This window comes from Pseudomonas sp. NBRC 111123, assembly GCF_001320205.1.
Taxonomy (GTDB): Bacteria; Pseudomonadota; Gammaproteobacteria; order Pseudomonadales; family Pseudomonadaceae; genus Aquipseudomonas; species Aquipseudomonas putida_J.
The window spans coordinates 109,447-129,684 of the sequence record NZ_BCAZ01000007.1; the positions used below are offsets into that span (position 1 = coordinate 109,447).

Genomic DNA, 20,238 nt, shown 5'->3' on the forward strand with positions numbered 1-20,238 from the left:
GCTCAGCGGTTGCTGTAGCGGCCATGCTTGCCATGGGCGGGCATGGCCTGGTTGCCACGTTCGGCAATCATCTGCGAAAGGCTGATCAGCACAATCCCTTCTGCTTTCAGCTGCGGGAGCGCACGCTCCAGCACCTGCAGCGTTTGAGGGTAGGGGTGGCCGATCAACACGGCCGACCCCTGCCGTCGCGCCAACTCTACACCTTGGCGCAACTGCCGGTTGATGGCCTCTACCGTTCGCTCGTCGTCCAGGAAAATGTCACGCGAGACGTGCGCCAGGCCCGCAGCCTGAGCCTGTGCCGCTGCCACAGTAGCCGCGCTGGTGCGGCTGTCGACGAAGAACAGATGCCGACGCTGCAGTTCGCCCATCAGCCAGGTCATGGCTTCGCGCTGCGAGGTCATGCGGCTGCCCATGTGGTTATTGATGCCGGCTGCGTACGGCACTTTGGCAAGGGCAGCTTCAAGGCGGCTTGCCAGCTCTGGCAGCGGTAGTTCGGGGTGCCAGGCGTAGGGCCCGGTGGCCGGGTCCATGGGCATGTGCAGGATCACCGTCTTACCAGCCTTGTGCGCCTGGCGGGCAAAGTCGGTGGCATGTGGAGTGTCGGGCATGATCGCCATGGTCACCGGCCCGGGCAGGGCGAGCGTGCGGTTGTCACGCTCGGTGCTCTGGCCCAGGTCGTCGATGATGATGCTCAGGTAGGCCTTGCCGGCCGACGCCGCTTGCGCGACCCCGGCCATCAGGCAGAACAGCAGACACAGCAGATAACGCATGGGGTGGATCAGTCGCCCTTGGTGATGTTCAGGCCCTTGAGCAGGCTCAGCGCCTGGCTCAGCTGGTAGTCACTGTCCTGCGGGCGTTCCTGGCGCTTGCTGCTACCGGTCGGGCGATCGGCGCCGCCGTTGCCGTTGCCCAGGTGGCCCTGCAGGTCCGCTTCCTTGAAGGTGTCGTTGTCGCTGGCGTCTGCGGTCAGCTTGGCCGGGCGTACTTCGATGTCCGGGACGATGCCCTGTGCCTGGATCGAGCGGCCGTTGGGGGTGTAGTACAGCGCGGTGGTAAGCTTCAGCGCACGGTCGTTGGCCAGTGGCAGCACGGTCTGTACCGAGCCCTTGCCGAAGCTGTCGGTACCCATCAGCACGCCGCGTTTGTGGTCTTGCAGGGCTCCGGCGACGATTTCCGAGGCCGAGGCGCTGCCGCCGTTGATCAGCACAACCAACGGTACGCCTTCGCTGGCGTCGGCCGGGTCGGCGGAGAAGCGTAGCTCGGAGTTGGCGATGCGGCCCTTGGTGTAGACGATCAGGCCCTTGGTCAGGAAGTGGTCGGCCACCTCCACTGCTGCCTGCAGTACGCCACCGGGGTTGTTGCGCAGGTCAAGGATCACCCCGCGCAGCTTCTTGCCGTTGTCCTTGCGCAGCTTGGCCAGGGCTTTGCCGACTTCGTCACCGGTCTTGACCTGGAACTGGGTGATGCGAATGTAGCCATAGCCGCTTTCCAGCAGCTGGCTCTTCACGCTCTTGACCTGGATCACCGCGCGGGCGAGGGTCACGTCGAACGGATTGCCACCGTCGCGCACCAGTGTCAGGGTGATCTTCTCACCTATCTTGCCGCGCATCTTGTCGACCGCTTCGGTCATGGTCTGGCCACGGGTCGGGGCGCCGTTGATCTTGACGATCAGGTCGCCGGCTTGCACGCCGGCACGCGAGGCCGGGGTATCGTCGATCGGCGACACCACCTTGATATTGCCGTCCTCCTGGCCCACTTCGATACCGAGGCCGCCGAATTCGCCGCTGGTGCTTTCCTGCAGCTCCTGGAAGTCCTCAGGGCCGAGGTAGGCCGAGTGCGGGTCAAGGTTGCTGAGCATGCCCTTGATGGCGTTTTCCAGCAGGGTCTTGTCGTCCACAGGTTCGACGTAGGCGGCCTTGATGCGATCCATGACCTCGGCAAAGGTACGTAGCTCTTCCAGCGGCAATGGCGCCTTGGCGGTCACTTCGGTGGCTGGCACTGCGGCAGCCTTGGCTGGCGACGCTTTCGCCGGCTCCGCGGCACTGGCCAGGGGCGCACCGATCGCCAGAGCGATGGTCAGGGCCAGCTGGGTAAGGCGAGGCGAGTGCAGCATGTCGAACGAACTCCTGATCCTGTAAGCGCTCCCTGCGGAGCATCGGTGCAGCGCCTGGTGCTACACCGTATGTAATGTGTCAGCCGCGGCACCACTGCGAAGGGTCGGTAGGCCGGCCCTGCTGGCGGATGGCGAAATACAAGCCTGCACTGTCCTGGCCACCGCTGTCGCCAACGGTGGAAATGGCTTCGCCGGCCTTGACGATGTCGCCGGCACTCTTGAGCAGGCTCTGGTTGTGGCCGTACAGGCTCAGGTAACCATTACCATGGTCGAGAATGACCAGAAGTCCAGCGCCACGCAACCAATCGGCAAACACCACACGCCCGCCGTGCACCGCATGTACCTGGGTGCCAGGGCTGGCGCTGATCATCACGCCATCCCACTTGGCCCGGACATCATTGCCGCGTGCATCACCGAAGCGTGCCAGCAATCGACCATTGACCGGCCAGGGAAGTTTTCCCCGCGCGGCAGAAAATGCACCGCCGTAGCTGGCTCCGTCACTGGAAACCAGCGGGCCGAGGGTGGTGCGGGCCTTTTTCGGCGGCTCGGCTTCTTCTTTGTCCGCACGGGCGGCCAGGGCCTCTTGCTGGCGGCGCTTCTCGGCTTCCTGCTGGGCGAGCAGGGCTTTCTTGCGCGCTTCTTCGGCTTCGCGGGCCTGGCGGGCCAGGGTTTCCTCGATGGTCTTGAGCACCTTGGCCAGGTCGGCCTGGTCCTGTTGGCGGGCCTGCAGCTTCTGGTCGCCGTCTTTTACGTCGCTGTTGAGCTTGGCCAGTACCTGCTGGCGCTTGCTGCGCTCGGTGTCCAGCGCCTGGCGGCGGGTGTCGAGGTCGGTGCGCTGGGCCAGCAGCTGTTCCTGCTGGCGGGAAATGTCCTGCTCGACATTGGCCAGCTGGCGTAGCGTCTCGTTGAACGCCTTGAGCTGTTCGAGGCGCGCTTTGCTCAGGTAGTCGTAATAGGACAGGGTGCGAGCGAATTTCTCTGGGTTCTGCTGGTTGAGCAGCAGCTTGAGGTATTCCTCGCGGCCGTTGTTCTGGTAGGCCGAACGGGCCTGGATGGCAATCAGTCGTTGTTGTTCAACGCGGGCGCTCTGGAGTTTTTTTTTCTCGGTATCAAGGCGCTCCAGCTCGCCCTCGGTCTTTTTTAGTTCTTGTTGCAGGGCCTCCACCTGCTTCTCCAGGTTACCGATGTCGGTCTCGGTGGCCTTGAGGTCTTTTTGCACGCCGGCTTTTTCTTCCTGGAGCTTGCCCAGCGTCTTCTTGAGCTCGGCAATGTCCTGGCGGGTGGCTTCCAGTTGCTGCTGGGTCTGTGCGCGCTCATCGGCAAAGGCCGGGCTGAGCAGGCAGGACAGGGCTAAAGGGATCAGGGCGCGTAGCATGGGGTTTGGCGTACCAAGGATGGAGACTGGCCTAGTATGCCCGTGCGGGCAGGCAAAAAAAACGCCTCGCTGCCGGGGCAGCGAGGCGTTGGTCCGGAATTCATGTGCACAGGGCCTGCAAAGTGGCCCCGGCACACCGAATCAGGCGTCTACCAGGATCGAGGTGCCGGTCATTTCTGCCGGTTTTTCCAGGCCCAGCAGCTTCAGCATGGTCGGCGCCACATCAGCCAGAACGCCGCCTTCGCGGACTTTCACTTTGCGCTTGCCGACATAGATGAACGGCACCGGCTCGCTGGTATGCGCCGTGTGCGCCTGGCCGGTGCACGCGTCTTCCATCTGCTCGACGTTGCCGTGGTCTGCGGTAATCAATGCTTCGCCATCGACCTTCTCCAGCGCCTCGACGATGCGCCCGACACAGGTATCGAGGGCTTCGACTGCTTTTACTGCAGCCTCGAATACGCCGGTATGGCCGACCATGTCGCCGTTGGCGTAGTTGACCACGATCACGTCAAAACGCTGCTGCTCGATAGCTTCGACGATACGGTCGGTCACTTCAGGTGCGTTCATCTCAGGCTGCAGGTCGTAGGTGGCAACCTTCGGCGACGGGATCAGGATGCGCTCTTCGCCTTCGAACGGCTCTTCGCGGCCACCGGAGAAGAAGAACGTGACGTGCGCGTACTTTTCGGTTTCGGCGATGCGCAGCTGGGTCTTGCCGTTCTTCGCCAGGTACTCGCCGAGCACGTTGTTCAGGCTGGACGGGGCGAAGGCTGCAGGCGCTGCGATTTTAGCCGAGTACTGGGTCAGGCCGATGTAGGCCGCCATTTTCGGCTGGCGTGCACGCGGGAATTCGTTGAAGTCCGGCTCCACGAAGGCACGCGAAAGCTCGCGGGCGCGGTCGGCGCGGAAGTTCATGAAGATCACGGCATCGCCGTCCTCGACCTTGACCGCCTCGCCAATGCGCGTGGCCTTGACGAATTCATCGTTCTCGTCGCGGGCGTAGGCTGCTTCCAGGCCGGCCAGTGCGGTGTCGGCGGTGTAATCGGCAACGCTGTCGACGATCAGGTTGTAGGCGGCGCTGACGCGGTCCCAGCGGTTGTCGCGGTCCATCGCGAAGTAGCGGCCGATCAGGCTGGCGATGCGGCCCTTGCCGAGTTTGGCGAAGGTCGCGTCGAGCAGTTCGATCGACGATTGCGCACTACGAGGCGGGGTGTCACGGCCGTCGAGGAATGCGTGCAGGTAGATCTTTTCGGCCCCACGCTGGGCGGCCAGCTCGGCCATGGCGATCAGGTGGTCCTGATGGCTGTGCACGCCACCGTCGGACAGCAGGCCGAGGATGTGCACGGCCTTGCCGGCGCCCACTGCCTTGTCCACTGCGCCGGTGAGCACCGGGTTCTCGAAGAACTCGCCATCACGGATGGCCTTGGTCACCCGGGTGAAGTCCTGATAGACGACGCGCCCGGCGCCGAGGTTCATGTGGCCGACTTCGGAGTTGCCCATCTGCCCGTCCGGCAGGCCGACATCCATCCCGGAGCCGGAAATCAGGCCATGCGGCTGGGTGGCGCGCAGGCGGTCATAGACCGGCGTGTTGGCGGCGAAGATGGCGTTGTATTCGGGGCTTTCGCTGTGGCCGAATCCATCCAGGATGATCAGCACCAGGGGTTTGGGCGTACTCGTCATCAATCAAACTCACGGTTGTTCAAAGATGATAAAGACACGCATTTTAGGGCAAATGCGCCATCAGGGGCTAATAATCGTCCGGTTGCCCGACCGACGCGGGCAACCCGGCAACATGAAGGTACCTTTACCACCGACCCTTCGGGCTTTGGTGGTACTGGGGGGCTGTGTATACTGGCCGGCATTTTCAATCGCCTGGAACACCGCTGATGGTTGCTCACCTGATTCAATTCGCGACAGATCACTACATCCTGGTGGCGATCTTCGTGGTTCTGCTGGTCGCACTGCTCGTCAATGAACTGCGCCGTGGCGGCCAGAGCCTGAGCAACGGCCAGCTGACCGCGCTGGTCAATGCCGACAAGGCGCTGGTCATCGACATTCGTACGTCCAAGGAATATTCCGCCGGCCACATCGTCGGTGCGCTGAACATTCCGCAGGACAAAGTGGCCAACCGCATGGCCGAGCTCGAGAAGCACAAAGAGAAGACCCTGATCGTGGTCGACGCGATGGGCCAGCAGTCCGGCGCGGTCTGCGGCGAGCTGATCAAGGCTGGTTACACCGCCGCCAAACTGAGCGGTGGCGTTTCCAGCTGGAAAGCCGATAACCTGCCCCTGGTGAAGTGATATGAAGCCTGTCATCGTCTATTCCAGCGACTACTGCCCCTACTGCATGCGCGCCAAGTACCTGCTCGAGAGCAAAGGCGTGGCCTTCGAGGAAATCAAGGTCGACGGCAAACCGCAGGTTCGTGCCGAAATGAGCCAGAAGGCCGGCCGTACTTCGGTGCCGCAGATCTGGATCGGCAGCACCCACGTCGGTGGATGCGATGACCTCTATGCCCTGGAGCGCGCCGGCAAGCTCGACGCGCTGCTGGCGGCCTGATTTGCACTGCATTCAAAAACATTAGGATAAGGATCTGCCATGACTGACCAACAGACCAACGGCGCTGCTGCAGAAGACAACAGCCCGCAGTTCTCCATGCAGCGCATCTATGTGCGTGACCTGTCGTTCGAAGCCCCGAAAAGCCCGCAGATCTTCCGTCAGACCTGGGAGCCGAGCGTTGCCCTGGACCTGAACACCAAGCAGAAGGCCCTGGAAGGCGACTTCCATGAAGTGGTGCTGACCCTGTCGGTGACCGTCAAGAACGGCGACGAAGTAGCCTTCATCGCTGAAGTTCAGCAGGCGGGTATTTTCCTGATCAAGAACCTCGACGCTTCTTCGATGAGCCACACCCTCGGCGCGTTCTGCCCGAACATTCTGTTCCCGTATGCCCGCGAGACCCTGGACAGCCTGGTGACCCGTGGTTCGTTCCCGGCCCTGATGCTGTCGCCGGTCAACTTCGACGCCCTGTACGCGCAAGAAATGCAGCGCATGCAGGAAGCTGGCGAAGCACCGACCGTGCAGTAATTCTGCCGGCAACAAAAAAGCGCCTCTCGGGGCGCTTTTTTGTTGCCTGTACTGCCGCGATCAGGCCGGTACAGGCTAACGATCAGCTCCCGGCAAACCCGTTCTGCCGCCAGGCCTCATACACCGTGACCGCCACGGTGTTCGACAGGTTCAGGCTGCGGCACCCCGGCCGCATCGGTAGGCGCAAGCGCTGCTCGGCCGGCAGGCTGTCCAGCACTTCAGCCGGCAGGCCTCGGCTCTCTGGCCCGAACAGGAACGCGTCACCGGGTTGATAAGCCACGTCGTGGAACGGATGCGAGCCCTTGGTGGTGAAGGCGAACAGGCGTGGGTTGCCCAGGCTCTCCAGGCATCCGGCCAGGCTTTCGTGGCGCTTGAGCGTGGCATACTCGTGGTAATCCAGCCCCGCACGGCGCAGGCGCTTGTCGTCCAGTTCGAAGCTGATCGGCTCGATCAGGTGCAGGGCGCAACCGCTGTTGGCGCAGAGGCGGATGATGTTGCCGGTATTCGGCGGAATTTCTGGTTGAAAAAGGATGACGTGAAACATGCACGGCTCCAAACGTGAAGATGACGAGCATTCTACCCCCGAACCCGACCTGCGTTCGAAGGCCTGGCCGCGCATGCTGCTTTCCCTGGCGCTGTTCGGCGTGCTGGTGGGGCTGATGATCGGCCGTCTGACTGCCCCGGATGAGCGTGTACTGGAGCAGGTCGAGGTTGTGCAAGATGGCTTGGACCTGTGGTTCAACGAAGAGCCCAGGCTGCATGGCGAAAACGTCGAGGGGACCGTGGCCGTGCTGTTCGAAGCTGAGGGCAAGGCGCAGCGTGGCCAGTTGGACCTGCAGGGCAAGCCGGTCGGCTGGCGTTTGCAGAAGAGCGACAAGGGGCTGTTGCTGACGGTGATCGCCGCGCGCCCCCTGCACGGTGAATGGGCCGGTGCAGAGGACGCTGGGCGTTGGCGGGTGCAGGTGAAGCTGCACGAATAAAAGAGGGGATATCCCGGCCTGCCTGTACCGAGGTCCCCAAAAGGGGTTACAGCGAATTAAAGGGGGGATGGCCCGGCCTGCCTGTACCGAGGTCCCCAAAACTGGCGTTACTGCGAATAAAAGAGGGGTCACCCGGCCTGCCTGTACCAGGGCCCCCGAAACTGGGTATGTATTAGCTATTGCAGGGGGCGTGCCAGTTTTTAAAAGCCCGCGAATACTGGGCTTTCAGGGTGATTTGGCCGTATTTTGAGGTGATTTGTGCCTTGGGGAGGTGCATCGGGCACAGGATCGGTGCATGGGAAGGCTGAAATGGCTGGGGCCGCTTTGCGGCCCTTTCGCGACACAACGCCGCTCCTACAGGGGATCGCGGTCTCTTGTAGGAGCGGCCTTGCGTCGCGAAAGGGCTGCTTAGCAGCCCCAGGGATCTTGCAGGTGAGCAGCTAGATCAGTGGTCCTCACCCTCGTCTTCATCCCCGCCGTCCACGTTCATCCCCAGCTCCTTGATCTTGCGGGTCAGGGTATTGCGCCCCCAGCCCAGCAACACCGCCGCATCACGCCGCCGCCCGGCGGTGTGCTTGAGCGCGGTTTCGATCATGATCCGTTCAAAGCTGGGCACCGCACTGTCGAGCAGGTTCGACTGCCCGCGTGCCAGGGCCTGGTCCGCCCATTGGCGCAGCGCCTGTTCCCAGTTGGTCACCGGCGCTGCGTCCTGCGGCAGGTTCAGCAGCTCCGGCGGCAGGTCGCCGATCAGCACTTCGCGGCTGGAGGCCATTACGGTGATCCAGCGGCAGGTGTTCTCCAGCTGACGCACGTTGCCTGGCCACGGCAGGTTGCGGATGAATTCTTCGGTTTCAGGCTTGAGCAACTTCGGTTCGACGGCCAGTTCCTGCGCGGCACGCCCGAGGAAGTGACGGGCCAGCGCCGGGATGTCTTCGCGGCGGTCGGCCAGGCGTGGGATATGGATGCGGATCACGTTCAGGCGATGGAACAAGTCCTCACGGAACTTGCCGGCTGTTACCAGCGACTCCAGGTTTTGGTGAGTCGCCGCGATGATACGTACATCGACCTTCACCGGCACATGGCCGCCAACGCGATAGAATTCGCCATCGGCCAGCACCCGCAGCAGACGGGTCTGGGTGTCGGCCGGCATGTCGCCGATCTCGTCGAGGAACAAGGTGCCACCGTCCGCCTGTTCGAAGCGGCCGCGGCGCAGGTTGGCCGCACCGGTAAAGGCGCCTTTCTCGTGGCCGAACAGCTCGGACTCCATCAGGTCCTTCGGAATGGCCGCCATGTTCAGGGCGATGAACGGTGATGCGGCGCGTGGGCTGTGGCGGTGCAGGGCGTGCGCCACCAGCTCTTTGCCGGTACCGGACTCGCCGTTGATCAGCACGGTGATGTTGGAATGGCTCAGGCGGCCGATGGCGCGGAAGACTTCCTGCATCGCCGGCGCTTCGCCGATGATTTCCGGGGTGCGGGCCAGCGCCTGCGGGACATCAAGGCCTTGCTGTTCCTGCGCGTGCTGATTGGCACGTTTGACCAGCGACACCGCTTCGTCGACGTCGAACGGCTTGGGCAGGTACTCGAAGGCGCCGCCCTGGTAGGAAGCCACGGCGCTGTCCAGGTCGGAATGGGCGGTCATGATGATGACCGGCAGACGCGGGTGCTGCTCGCGGATTTGCGCCAGCAGGTCGAGGCCGCTGGCACCGGGCATGCGAATGTCGGAAATGATCACATCCGGCTGCTGGCGAGCCAGGCGGCCCATGACACCATCGGCGCTGTCGAAGCTCTGGGTGGTCATGCCTTCCTGTTGCAGGGCTTTTTCCAGGACCCAGCGGATGGAGCGATCATCATCGACGATCCATACGGTTTCACTTCGGCTCATGAGGCGGTGGCTCCTTGTTCCAGGGGCAGGAAGATCGAGAAGGCGGTATGCCCTGCGTGGCTTTCACACTCGATCAGGCCCTGGTGCTGGCTGATGATGGTCTGGGTAATGGCCAGGCCGAGCCCGGTACCGTCCGGGCGCCCGCTGACCATGGGATAGAAAAGCGTGTCCTGCAGTTCCGCGGGAATGCCCGGGCCGTTGTCGATGATCTCGATACGTGCAGCCAGGCGATGGCGCACATGCCCGATGGTGAACTGGCGTACCGCGCGGCTGCGCAGGGTGATGCGGCCAAGGCGCAGCTCGTTCTGCGAGCTGATCGCCTGCATCGCATTGCGCACGATGTTGAGCACGGCCTGGATCATCTGCTCGCGGTCGATCAGTACGTCGGGCAGGCTAGGGTCGTAGTCGCGCACCAAAGTGATGCAACCTTGGCTTTCTGCCTCGACCAGGCTGCAGACCCGCTCCAGCACTTCGTGAATGTTGGTCATGGCCAGCGAAGGCAGTTTGTTCGAGCCGAGCATGCGGTCGACCAGGTTACGCAGGCGGTCGGCTTCCTCGATGATCACGTTGGTATAGTCGCGCAGCCCCTCTTCGGGCAGTTCGCGGGCCAGCAGCTGTGCTGCGCCACGGATGCCGCCAAGCGGGTTTTTGATCTCGTGGGCCAGGCCACGCACCAGCATCTTGGTGGTTTCCTGCTTGCTCAGCTGGGCTTCTTCCTTGGTGATGCGCAACAGGCGATCGCGCGGGTGCACTTCCAGCAGCAGCAGGGTATTGCCTTGGTGCAGGATTGGCGTCACTGCATAGTCGACGGTGATGGTCTGCCCGGTCAGCGAGGTCAGTTGTGCTTCACGCTTGGTAAATGGGTGCGCCTGTTCCACGGCCTGGCGTAGCGAGTTAAGCGCCTCGGTCGATTCGGTGAACAGCTCACTGATGAACTGGCCATGACTGCGCTGGCCGCTGACGGCCAGGAGCATCTCCGCCGCCGGGTTCATGTACTCCAGGCGCAGCTCGGCGTTGAGCAGCAGCGTGGCGGTGGTCAGGTTGTCCAGAAGCAGACGGTGCTGTGCATCGCTGATGGTCATAAGGCGTCGGTGACCTCTTTTGGCGCTTGTCAGGCATGGCGCGGCCATGGCCGGGCGCGCGGTGGATCCGCTGGTGCCAGTCTCTTCCCAAGAAACTGCAAGAAACAAACCAAGGCTCCGAAAAGAAGCGGATTTTGCTGATAAAGGCCTGAATATGCGCAGATTCGGACCAGAATGCCCTGATTTATCGATGCTTGTGACCTCTTTTGGGCTGCACTTGAGGGCGCCAGTCCTTCGGGTGCACCAATATAGAGCATAGAGACTTCAGGATTTATCGCACAGTTGGCCGGTCGCGCGAATCAGCGCTCGCTGGGTCAGGTGGTCCACAGGTCGGTTGGCTACGGCATTCGCCACCATGGTGGTGCAGTGTTGCGGTTTCTGTTGTTCAAAATCGGCCAGTTGCTTGAGCAACAAAGTCTGCAGCTGATCAAGCTGGGGGCGGATCTCCTGCTGCAGGTCGCTGCGTGGCGTGTCTGGTGCTGTACCCAGGCGATGCCAATGGAAAAGCATTGTGTACTGCACCAGCTTGTTGGCCTCGATCTGGTCGGCGAAGAACGCCTCGGCGCGTTCCGGGGCCAGGCCATGGGCGGGTGCGGCCGCACGAACATTCGACAGCACCTGCTGTTCACGCGGGCTGGCCTGGACCGGTTGGTGCTTGTCCCACTTGTGCAAGGCGACAGCTTGCGCCAAGTCCAGGCGGCGCTCGATGGTCTCAAGCAGCGGGCCGAGGGCAGGGGGGTTGGGTTCTGATGCCGCGCAGCCGGTCAGAGCAAGGGCGGCGGCTGCAACGATGGGTAACGGGCGCATGATGAACCTCCGTGAAGTGAAGGTCCGAGTGTGCTGAAGCTGGCGCGTTACGTGGGTAGGAGCCTTCCGAAGTTACTCAAGGCAGAAACAGAAACGGCCTCCCGAAGGAGGCCGTCTTGATCAGGTCATCGACGCGAGGCGCCGATCAGATCAGCAGCTGTAGTACAGCTCGTATTCCAGCGGGTGCACGAAGGTGCGGACCTTGATTTCTTCTTCGCTCTTCAGCTCGATGAAGGCATCGATGAAGTCGTCGGAGAACACGCCGCCCTTGGTCAGGAACGCACGGCCTTTATCCAGCTCTTCCAGCGCTTCTTTCAGGCTGCCGCACACTTGCGGGATGTCCTTGGCTTCTTCTGGCGGCAGGTCGTACAGGTTCTTGTCCGCAGCATCGCCTGGGTGGATCTTGTTCTGGATACCGTCCAGGCCAGCCATCAGCAGGGCCGCGAAGGCCAGGTACGGGTTGGCCGATGGGTCCGGGAAGCGCGCTTCGATACGACGGGCTTTAGGGCTGCCGACGTATGGAATACGGATCGAGGCGGAACGGTTACGAGCCGAGTAGGCCAGCATTACCGGGGCTTCGAAGCCTGGAACCAGACGCTTGTACGAGTTGGTCGACGGGTTGGTGAAGCCGTTCAGGGCCTTACCGTGCTTGATGATACCGCCGATGAAGTACAGGGCGGTTTCGGACAGGCCGGCATAACCTTCACCGGAGAAGGTGTTCTTGCCTTCTTTCCAGATCGACATGTGTACGTGCATGCCCGAGCCGTTGTCGCCGTACAGTGGCTTCGGCATGAAGGTGGCGGTACGGCCGTAAGCGTCGGCAACGTTGTGCACGACGTACTTCAGGGCCTGTACTTCGTCAGCTTTCTTCACCAGGGTGTTGAACTTGACGCCGATTTCGTTCTGGCCGGCAGTCGCCACTTCGTGGTGGTGAACTTCAACGGTCTGGCCCATTTCTTCCAGAGCGTTGCACATGGCGGTACGGATTTCGTGGTCGTGGTCGAACGGCGGAACCGGGAAGTAGCCGCCTTTCACGCCTGGACGGTGGCCTTTGTTGCCGCCTTCCACGTCAGCGTCAGACATCCACGAGCCTTGCTCGGAGAAGATCTTGAACATCGAACCGGAGATGTCCGACTTGAACTTCACTTCGTCGAAGATGAAGAACTCAGGCTCTGGGCCTGCGAAGACGGTGTCACCGATGCCGGTGCTCTTGAGGTACTCTTCGGCGCGCTTGGCGATCGCACGTGGGTCGCGATCGTAGCCCTGCATGCTCGACGGGTCGACGATGTCGCAAGTGATGATCAGGGTTGGTTCTTCGGTGAACGGGTCCAGAACGGCGGTCTCGTCGACCGGCATCAGGATCATGTCGGAAGCTTCGATGCCTTTCCAGCCAGGGATGGAGGAACCGTCGAACATCTTGCCGACTTCGAAGAAGTCTTCGTCCAGGCCATCACGCGCCGGCATGGTCACGTGATGCTGTACGCCCTTGGTGTCCGTGAAACGCAGATCAATCCACTTGACGTCATGATCTTTGATGAGTTGAACCGACTTCGACATGTTGTCCTCCGGAGGGTCTAGAGCGCGGTGGGCCGCTGCTCTGGAAAAAGGGTGTTGCCGGGCGCGGATAGTCGGCCAAGCTTACCTGCCTCACAAGGGAGCAAATTGCATGCCAGTGCCCGAAAATGGCGAGGGCGAGATAAAAAGGGGCGTTTGCGGGCATTTGGTGGGCCTGTAACGGGAGAAAGTGCACCCTTAGGAGGCAAGTTTCGAGCGCGAAGCACCATACCAGTGCATTCAGGGAGGGCTGTGCTTTCTTTGAGGGCCTCTTCGCGGGTAAACCCGCTCCCACGGGGTAAGGGTGAACCTGTGGGAGCGGGTTTACCCGCGAAAGGGCCGGCACAAGAGCCGCCAACCCCGCCTCCTGCACTTATCTGAAAGCTTCTGATCAAAAGTTGGTCAAAAGCTGAGCAATTTCCGATATAATTCGCGCCCCTCATTTTCGGCAGGCCCTGCGCGCACTGTTAACCAATGAAACTTATCGTCAAAGTCTTCCCAGAAATCACCATCAAGAGCCGGCCGGTGCGCAAGCGTTTCATCCGCCAGCTCGGCAAGAACATCCGCAACGTGCTCAAGGATCTCGATCCGGAGCTCGCGGTCGATGGTGTCTGGGATAATCTCGAGGTGGTCACCCGCGTCGAGGACGAAAAGGTCCAGCGCGAGATGATCGAGCGCCTCACCTGCACCCCGGGTATCACCCATTTCCTGCAGGTCGAGGAGTACCCGCTGGGCGACTTCGACGACATCGTCGCCAAGTGCAAGCACCACTTCGGCCACCTGCTGGCCGGCAAGCGCTTCGCCGTGCGCTGCAAGCGCGGCGGCCACCACGACTTCACCTCGATGGACGTCGACCGCTACGTCGGCAGCCAGTTGCGCCAGCAGTGCGGCGCCACCGGCATCGACCTGAAGACGCCGGAAGTGCTGGTGCGCATCGAAATTCGTGACCAGCGCCTGTATGTGATCCACAACCAGCACAACGGCATCGGCGGCTACCCGCTGGGTGCCCTGGAGCAGACCCTGGTGCTGATGTCCGGTGGTTTCGACTCCACCGTGGCGGCCTATCAGATGATGCGCCGCGGCCTGATGACTCACTTCTGCTTCTTCAACCTCGGCGGCCGTGCCCACGAGCTGGGCGTGATGGAAGTCGCCCACTACCTGTGGAAAAAGTACGGCAGCAGCCAGCGCGTGCTGTTCATCAGCGTGCCATTCGAAGAAGTGGTTGGCGAGATCCTCAACAAGGTCGACAACAGCTACATGGGCGTGACCCTCAAGCGCATGATGCTGCGCGGCGCGGCGCACATGGCCGATCGCCTGCAGATCGACGCGCTGGTCACCGGCGAGGCGATTTCCCAGGTCTCCAGCCAGACCTTGCCGAACCTGTCGATCATCGACTCGGCCACCGACAAGCTGGTGCTGCGCCCGTTGCTGGCCAGCCACAAGCAGGACATCATCGACCAGGCCACCGAAATCGGCACCGCCGACTTCGCCAAGCACATGCCGGAATACTGCGGCGTGATCTCGGTGAACCCGACCACCCATGCCAAGCGTCACCGCATGGAGCACGAAGAAAAGCAGTTCGACATTGCCGTGCTGGAGCGCGCCCTGGAGCGTGCCAAGTTCATCTCCATCGACCACGTGATCGACGAGCTGGGCAAGGACATCGAAGTCGAAGAAGTGGCCGAGGCGCTGCCAGGCCAGATCGTCATCGACATTCGTCACCCCGATGCCCAGGAAGACGCGCCTCTGGCGCTGGACGGTATCGAAGTCCAGGCCATGCCGTTCTACGCCATCAACAGCAAGTTCAAGCACCTGGACCCTACGCGCCAGTACTTGCTGTATTGCGACAAAGGTGTGATGAGCCGTTTGCACGCACACCACCTGCTCAGTGAGGGACATGCCAATGTGCGTGTTTATCGTCCGACATAAGACGCCAGGGCTGTATGGCGGCAGCATCCGCCATCGCCCTCCCGACCGCCGGGCCCGCTGAGCCTTAAACAGTACATATTGGCCGCCTACAATGGGCGGCAACCGAATCCTCTGATCGAGATACACTTGTGATCGAAAATCTGCGTAACATCGCCATCATCGCCCACGTTGACCATGGTAAAACCACCCTGGTCGACAAACTCCTGCGTCAGTCCGGCACTCTGGAGCGTAACGAGCTCAATGACGAGCGCGTCATGGACTCCAACGACCAGGAAAAAGAGCGCGGTATTACCATTCTGGCGAAAAACACCGCCATCAACTGGAACGGCTACCACATCAACATCGTCGACACCCCCGGCCACGCCGACTTCGGTGGCGAGGTTGAGCGTGTAATGTCGATGGTCGACTCCGTGCTGCTGCTGGTCGACGCCCAGGACGGCCCTATGCCGCAAACCCGCTTCGTGACCAAGAAGGCTTTCGAAGCCGGCCTGAAGCCCATCGTCGTGATCAACAAGGTTGACCGTCCGGGCGCGCGTCCTGACTGGGTTCTGGACCAGATCTTCGACCTGTTCGACAACCTCGGCGCTACCGACGAGCAGCTGGACTTCAAAGTCGTCTACGCCTCGGCCCTGAACGGCATTGCCGGTCTGGACCACACCGCCATGGGCGAAGACATGACCGCGCTGTACCAGTCGATCGTCGACAACGTACCAGCACCAGACGTTGACCGTGACGGCTCGTTCCAGATGCAGATCTCCGCACTGGACTACAACAGCTTCCTCGGCGTTATCGGTGTTGGCCGTATCGCCCGTGGCCGCGTCAAGCCGAACACCCCGGTTGTCGCCATCGACACCAACGGCAAGAAGCGCAACGGCCGTATCCTGAAGCTGATGGGTCACCACGGCCTGCACCGTGTAGACGTCGAAGAAGCCCAGGCTGGCGACATCGTCTGCATCAGCGGTTTCGACGAGCTGTTCATCTCCGACACCCTGTGCGCCCCGGATGCGGTAGAAGCGATGAAGCCGCTGACCGTTGACGAGCCGACCGTTTCGATGACCTTCCAGGTCAACGACTCGCCGTTCTGCGGCAAGGAAGGCAAGTTCGTCACCAGCCGTAACATCAAGGACCGTCTGGACAAAGAGCTGCTGTACAACGTTGCCCTGCGCGTTCAGGAAACCGATTCCCCTGACAAGTTCAAGGTATCGGGCCGTGGTGAGCTGCACCTGTCGGTACTGATCGAAACCATGCGCCGTGAAGGCTTCGAGATGGCCGTAGGTCGTCCTGAAGTAATCATCCGCGAAGTCGACGGCGTCAAGCAGGAACCGTTCGAGAACGTCACCATCGACATCCCTGAAGAATCCCAGGGCAAGGTCATGGAAGAAATGGGTCTGCGTAAAGGCGACCTGACCAACATGGTTCCGGATGGCAAGGGCCGTGTGCGCCTGGAGTACAACATTCCGGCCCGTGGTCTGATCGGTTTCCGTAACCAGTTCCTGACCCTGACCAACGGTGCAGGCATCCTGACCTCGATCTTCGATCGCTACGACACCATGAAGTCGGGCCAGATGTCCGGCCGCCTGAACGGCGTTCTGGTTTCGGTCGAAACCGGCAAGGCACTGACCTACTCGCTGGAAACCCTGCAGGCGCGCGGCAAGCTGTTCGTCGAGCACGGCCAGGAGATCTACAACGGTCAGATCATCGGCCTGAACAGCCGTGACAACGACCTGGGCGTGAACCCGACCAAAGGCAAGAAGCTCGATAACATGCGTGCTTCGGGCAAAGACGAAGTCATCGCCCTGGTACCGCCAGTTCGCCACACCCTCGAGCAGGCTCTGGAATTCATCCAGGACGACGAGCTGTGCGAAGTGACTCCGAAGTCGATCCGTCTGCGCAAGAAGATCCTGGACGAAGGCGAGCGTACCCGCGCTGCCAAGAAAGCCAAGAACTGAGTTAGCTCAGGCTGAATGAAAACGCCCCCGGTCGAAAGGCCGGGGGCGTTTTTGTTTGCCTGCAGAATGTGTACTGACTGTGCTGGCCTCTTCGCGGCGGTTCGACGCCTCGATAAACCCGCTCCCACAGGTACTGCACAGGCATTGGTGATTGCGCAAACCCTGTGGGAGCGGTTTTATCGAGGCGTCGAACCGCCGCGAAGAGGCCGGAACAGGCTGATGATCAGCGGCCAACCACCTTGGGCTTGTAGGCGCAGTACCCCGGCCGCGGCCCGACCTTGGGGTGGTTGCGGCAGGTATCGGGGCGCTTGTCATAGATGGTGCACAGCCGGCTCTTGCGATCCAGGTACATGCAGTCATCGTTGCTCATCCGGGTCAGGGTGAAGATCCCCGACTTCTGGTTGAAGCGCTCGATGATGCCTTCCTTCTGCAGGCGCTTGGCCACGTTTTTGGGCGGTTCGTCTTTCTCGAACTCGTCCACCACGCCAATGCGGATCAGATCCTTGATCTTCACCTCCACCGGCAGGGTGCAACAGGTCGAATGGCAGCCATGGCACATGTTGCTGGTATAGCGCTGCCAGGTCTCCAGGCGGTCGACTTCGGCCGCGGCGATCAGGGTCGTTTTCATCGTTATGGGGGTGAATCACGGTCTTGGGGCGCGCGATCATACCGGAATTGTTCAATTTATGAACAACCTTTTGACCGAATGCGCAAAGGTTCATGAAAACCGCGAACACTGGCTGTCGCTCTTGGTCGAAGCGTCTAGGCTCAACACTCCCCCTCCGCTTTCGTCAACTTGCCCGAGGATGCCGCATGTCCCAGGAACCTAAAGCACGTGACGCCGAAGTCGCGGATTTTCGCGCTGCCGTACTGGATAAGCTGACCTACGCGGTTGGCAAGGACCCGGAGCATGCCTTCGACCACGACTGGTTCGAAGCCATCGCCCTGGCAGCACGCGATCACATGGTCGACCACTGGATGGACCATACCCGCCAGGCCTACCGACGTAGCCAGAAGCGGGTCTACTACCTTTCCCTGGAATTTCTGATTGGCCGGCTGCTCTATGACAGCCTGAGCAATCTCGGCTTGCTGGACGTCGCCCGCGAGGCACTGGAAGGCCTGAACGTCGACCTGGAGCGCATTCGCCTGCTCGAGCCGGATGCCGCACTGGGCAACGGCGGCCTGGGCCGCCTGGCGGCGTGCTTCATGGAGAGCATGTCGACGTTGGGTATTGCTGCCCACGGTTACGGTATCCGCTACGAGCACGGGCTGTTCCGTCAGGCCATGGTCGATGGCTGGCAGCAGGAGCAGACCGAGAACTGGCTGGACTTCGGCAACCCTTGGGAATTCGAGCGCGCCGAGGTGATCTACCCGATCAGCTTTGGTGGCAGCGTCGAAACGGTGCATGACGCCCACGGCAAGCAGCGTCAGGTGTGGTGGCCAGGTGAAACGGTGCGGGCGGTAGCCTATGACACGCCCGTGGTCGGCTGGCGCGGAGCCAGCGTCAATACCTTGCGCCTGTGGCGGGCTCGGGCGCTGGAAGAACTGCACCTGGAGCGCTTCAATGCCGGTGACCACCTCGGCGCGGTTGCCGAGGTCGCGCGGGCCGAGAGCATCTCGCGGGTGCTGTACCCGGCCGATAGCACCGAGGCGGGCCAGGAACTGCGCCTGCGTCAGGAATACTTCTTCGTTTCGGCCTCGCTGCAGGATCTGCTGCGCCGCCACCTGAACATGCACGAGAACCTGCTCAACCTGCCGGACGCGGCAGCCATCCAGCTCAATGACACTCACCCGTCAATCGCCGTTGCCGAGCTGATGCGCCTGCTGGTCGACCAGCACGAAATTCCGTGGGACACCGCGTGGGAGCTGACGGTCGGTACCCTGGCCTACACCAACCACACGCTGCTGCCCGAAGCCCTGGAAACCTGGCCGGTGGCGCTGATGGAGCGCATGCTGCCGCGGCACATGCAGATCATCTACCTGATCAATGCCTACCACATCGACAGCCTGCGCGCCAAAGGCCTGCACGACTTCGACGTGCTGCGGGCCGTGTCGTTGATCGAAGAGGACAACGGCCGCCGGGTACGCATGGGCAACCTGGCGTTTCTCGGTTCGCACAGCGTCAATGGTGTGTCGGCGTTGCACAGCAAACTGATGAAGAGCACGGTGTTCGCCGAGCTGCACAAGCTTTACCCGCAACGGATCAACAACAAGACCAACGGCATCACCTTCCGCCGCTGGCTGTACCAGTCCAACCCGCAGTTGACCGAGATGCTGGTCGAGGCGCTTGGGCCGGAGCTCAAGGACGACCCTGAGGGGCGCCTGGCCGGGCTGGTGCCGTTTGCCGACAAGGCCAGCTTCCGCAAACAGTTCGCCGCCCAGCGCCTGCACAGCAAGCGCGCCCTGGCCAGCATCATCCAGGACCGGATTGGTGTCACGGTCAACCCAGAGGCGCTGTTCGACGTGCAGGTCAAGCGCATTCACGAATACAAGCGCCAGCTGCTCAACCTGCTGCACACCGTGGCGCTGTACCAGGCGATGCGCAACGACCCCGGTACCAATTGGGTGCCGCGGGTGAAGATCTTCGCCGGCAAGGCGGCGGCCAGTTATCACCAGGCCAAGCTGATCATCAAGCTGGCCAACGATATCGCCAAGGTGGTGAACAACGACCCGACCGTGCGCGGCCTGCTCAAGGTCGTGTTCCTGCCCAACTACAACGTCAGCCTGGCTGAAAGCATCATCCCGGCAGCGGACCTGTCGGAGCAGATCTCCACGGCCGGTTACGAGGCGTCCGGCACCAGCAACATGAAGTTCGGCCTCAACGGCGCGCTGACCATCGGCACGCTCGATGGTGCCAACGTCGAGATGTGCGAACAGGTGGGGGCGGACAACATGTTCATCTTCGGCCTGACCGCGCAGCAGGTGGAGGCACGCAAGCGGGCCGGTGATTTCGGTGCCAGCGCCGCGATCGCCGCGTCGAATCGCTTGAGCGATGTGCTGCAGGCCATTCGCAGCGGGGTGTTCTCACCTGACGACCCTTCACGCTACGCCGGGTTGATCGACGGGCTGGTGGCCTACGACCGTTTCCTCGTTTGTGCCGATTTCGATGCCTACTGGGATGCCCAGCGGCGCGTCGAAGAGCTGTGGCACACGCCGCAGGAGTGGTGGCGCATGGCGGTGCTGAACACGGCACGGATGGGCTGGTTCTCCTCGGACCGGACCATCCGTGAATATGCTACCGAGATCTGGAAGGCGCTGGACTGAGCCAGCCGCTTGCGCAATCGTTGTAGGAGCGGCCTTGCCGGGGCGCCGGACCGGTCGGAAAGGGGTGCGAAGCGCCCCCATGATTTGTGCATCAAGCGGATATTGATGGGGCCGCTCTGCGGCCCTTTCGCGACACAAGGCCGCTCCTACAACGAACGCGAAGCATCTGGGGCAACCGACCATTGGCCGGGCACTGGCTGAACTCAACGCCGGAAGTCGAGTCTC

General features: G+C 61.8%; 17 protein-coding genes. 7 read left to right on the forward strand and 10 right to left on the reverse strand.

All coding sequences use genetic code 11. The features are described from left to right. Positions 1 to 2 precede the first annotated feature (2 nt). The 4 genes from APH27_RS06325 to gpmI all read right to left on the reverse strand — a co-directional run bounded on the left by APH27_RS06325 (position 3) and on the right by gpmI (position 5,165). On the reverse strand, positions 3 to 770 hold the full coding sequence (locus APH27_RS06325; RefSeq protein WP_060484297.1) for a divergent polysaccharide deacetylase family protein: 768 nt from the start codon (positions 768 to 770) through the stop codon (positions 3 to 5). Positions 771 to 778: 8 nt separating this feature from the next. Beyond that, positions 779 to 2,113 (reverse strand): S41 family peptidase, encoded by a 1,335-nt coding sequence (locus APH27_RS06330; protein WP_027921021.1) that lies wholly within the window; start codon positions 2,111 to 2,113, stop codon positions 779 to 781. Positions 2,114 to 2,192: 79 nt separating this feature from the next. Next, positions 2,193 to 3,488 carry a murein hydrolase activator EnvC gene (locus APH27_RS06335; protein WP_027921022.1) on the reverse strand — a complete coding sequence of 432 codons (1,296 nt, stop codon included), beginning with the start codon at positions 3,486 to 3,488 and terminating at the stop codon, positions 2,193 to 2,195. A 141-nt stretch (positions 3,489 to 3,629) separates the two neighbouring features. After that, positions 3,630 to 5,165: a 2,3-bisphosphoglycerate-independent phosphoglycerate mutase gene (gene gpmI / locus APH27_RS06340; RefSeq protein WP_027921023.1), complete on the reverse strand. Its 1,536-nt coding sequence runs from the start codon at positions 5,163 to 5,165 to the stop codon at positions 3,630 to 3,632. Positions 5,166 to 5,371: 206 nt separating this feature from the next. Between gpmI and APH27_RS06345 the strand changes: the two genes are divergently transcribed. From APH27_RS06345 to secB, 3 genes are read left to right on the forward strand one after another with little or no spacing between them, the layout of a single operon-like run. Further along, positions 5,372 to 5,785, forward strand: a complete 414-nt coding sequence (locus tag APH27_RS06345) for a rhodanese-like domain-containing protein (RefSeq protein ID WP_027921024.1) — start codon at positions 5,372 to 5,374, stop codon at positions 5,783 to 5,785. Position 5,786: 1 nt separating this feature from the next. After that, complete coding sequence (gene grxC / locus APH27_RS06350) at positions 5,787 to 6,041, forward strand: glutaredoxin 3 (protein WP_003249204.1); 255 nt, start codon at positions 5,787 to 5,789, stop codon at positions 6,039 to 6,041. Positions 6,042 to 6,080: 39 nt separating this feature from the next. Then, the gene (gene secB / locus APH27_RS06355) at positions 6,081 to 6,566 is read left to right on the forward strand and encodes a protein-export chaperone SecB (RefSeq protein ID WP_012312355.1); all 486 of its coding nucleotides are present in this window, start codon (positions 6,081 to 6,083) and stop codon (positions 6,564 to 6,566) included. An 82-nt stretch (positions 6,567 to 6,648) separates the two neighbouring features. Here secB and trmL read toward each other — a convergent pair whose 3' ends face one another. Then, positions 6,649 to 7,110 (reverse strand): tRNA (uridine(34)/cytosine(34)/5-carboxymethylaminomethyluridine(34)-2'-O)-methyltransferase TrmL, encoded by a 462-nt coding sequence (gene trmL / locus APH27_RS06360; protein ID WP_027921025.1) that lies wholly within the window; start codon positions 7,108 to 7,110, stop codon positions 6,649 to 6,651. On the opposite strand from trmL, the gene APH27_RS06365 reads away from it, so the two are divergent. Beyond that, on the forward strand, positions 7,109 to 7,546 hold the full coding sequence (locus tag APH27_RS06365) for a hypothetical protein (RefSeq protein WP_027921026.1): 438 nt from the start codon (positions 7,109 to 7,111) through the stop codon (positions 7,544 to 7,546). The genes trmL and APH27_RS06365 overlap by 2 nt on opposite strands. Before the next feature lie 445 nt (positions 7,547 to 7,991). Here the strand turns inward: APH27_RS06365 and ntrC are convergent, their stop codons facing one another. From ntrC to glnA, 4 genes are all read right to left on the reverse strand, one after another. Next, positions 7,992 to 9,428 carry a nitrogen regulation protein NR(I) gene (ntrC, locus tag APH27_RS06370; protein WP_060484298.1) on the reverse strand — a complete coding sequence of 479 codons (1,437 nt, stop codon included), beginning with the start codon at positions 9,426 to 9,428 and terminating at the stop codon, positions 7,992 to 7,994. Then, positions 9,425 to 10,510, reverse strand: a complete 1,086-nt coding sequence (glnL, locus tag APH27_RS06375) for a nitrogen regulation protein NR(II) (RefSeq protein ID WP_027921028.1) — start codon at positions 10,508 to 10,510, stop codon at positions 9,425 to 9,427. The genes ntrC and glnL overlap by 4 nt, the downstream gene beginning before the upstream one ends. Before the next feature lie 264 nt (positions 10,511 to 10,774). Beyond that, entirely contained in the window at positions 10,775 to 11,317 is a 543-nt protein-coding gene (locus APH27_RS06380; RefSeq protein WP_060484299.1) for a chorismate mutase, read from the reverse strand. A gap of 150 nt (positions 11,318 to 11,467) precedes the next feature. Further along, positions 11,468 to 12,874, reverse strand: a complete 1,407-nt coding sequence (glnA, locus tag APH27_RS06385; RefSeq protein WP_027921030.1) for a type I glutamate--ammonia ligase — start codon at positions 12,872 to 12,874, stop codon at positions 11,468 to 11,470. A gap of 471 nt (positions 12,875 to 13,345) precedes the next feature. On the opposite strand from glnA, the gene thiI reads away from it, so the two are divergent. Both thiI and typA read left to right on the forward strand, forming a co-directional pair. Continuing rightward, positions 13,346 to 14,800 carry a tRNA uracil 4-sulfurtransferase ThiI gene (gene thiI, locus APH27_RS06390; RefSeq protein ID WP_060484300.1) on the forward strand — a complete coding sequence of 485 codons (1,455 nt, stop codon included), beginning with the start codon at positions 13,346 to 13,348 and terminating at the stop codon, positions 14,798 to 14,800. Positions 14,801 to 14,928: 128 nt separating this feature from the next. Beyond that, complete coding sequence (gene typA, locus APH27_RS06395; RefSeq protein WP_027921032.1) at positions 14,929 to 16,749, forward strand: translational GTPase TypA; 1,821 nt, start codon at positions 14,929 to 14,931, stop codon at positions 16,747 to 16,749. Between the two features lie 223 nt (positions 16,750 to 16,972). Here typA and APH27_RS06400 read toward each other — a convergent pair whose 3' ends face one another. Next, positions 16,973 to 17,377: a YkgJ family cysteine cluster protein gene (locus APH27_RS06400; RefSeq protein ID WP_003249225.1), complete on the reverse strand. Its 405-nt coding sequence runs from the start codon at positions 17,375 to 17,377 to the stop codon at positions 16,973 to 16,975. A 185-nt stretch (positions 17,378 to 17,562) separates the two neighbouring features. Here APH27_RS06400 and APH27_RS06405 point away from each other — a divergent pair, with 185 nt between their 5' ends. Further along, on the forward strand, positions 17,563 to 20,013 hold the full coding sequence (locus APH27_RS06405; RefSeq protein ID WP_027921033.1) for a glycogen/starch/alpha-glucan phosphorylase: 2,451 nt from the start codon (positions 17,563 to 17,565) through the stop codon (positions 20,011 to 20,013). Positions 20,014 to 20,238 lie beyond the last annotated feature (225 nt).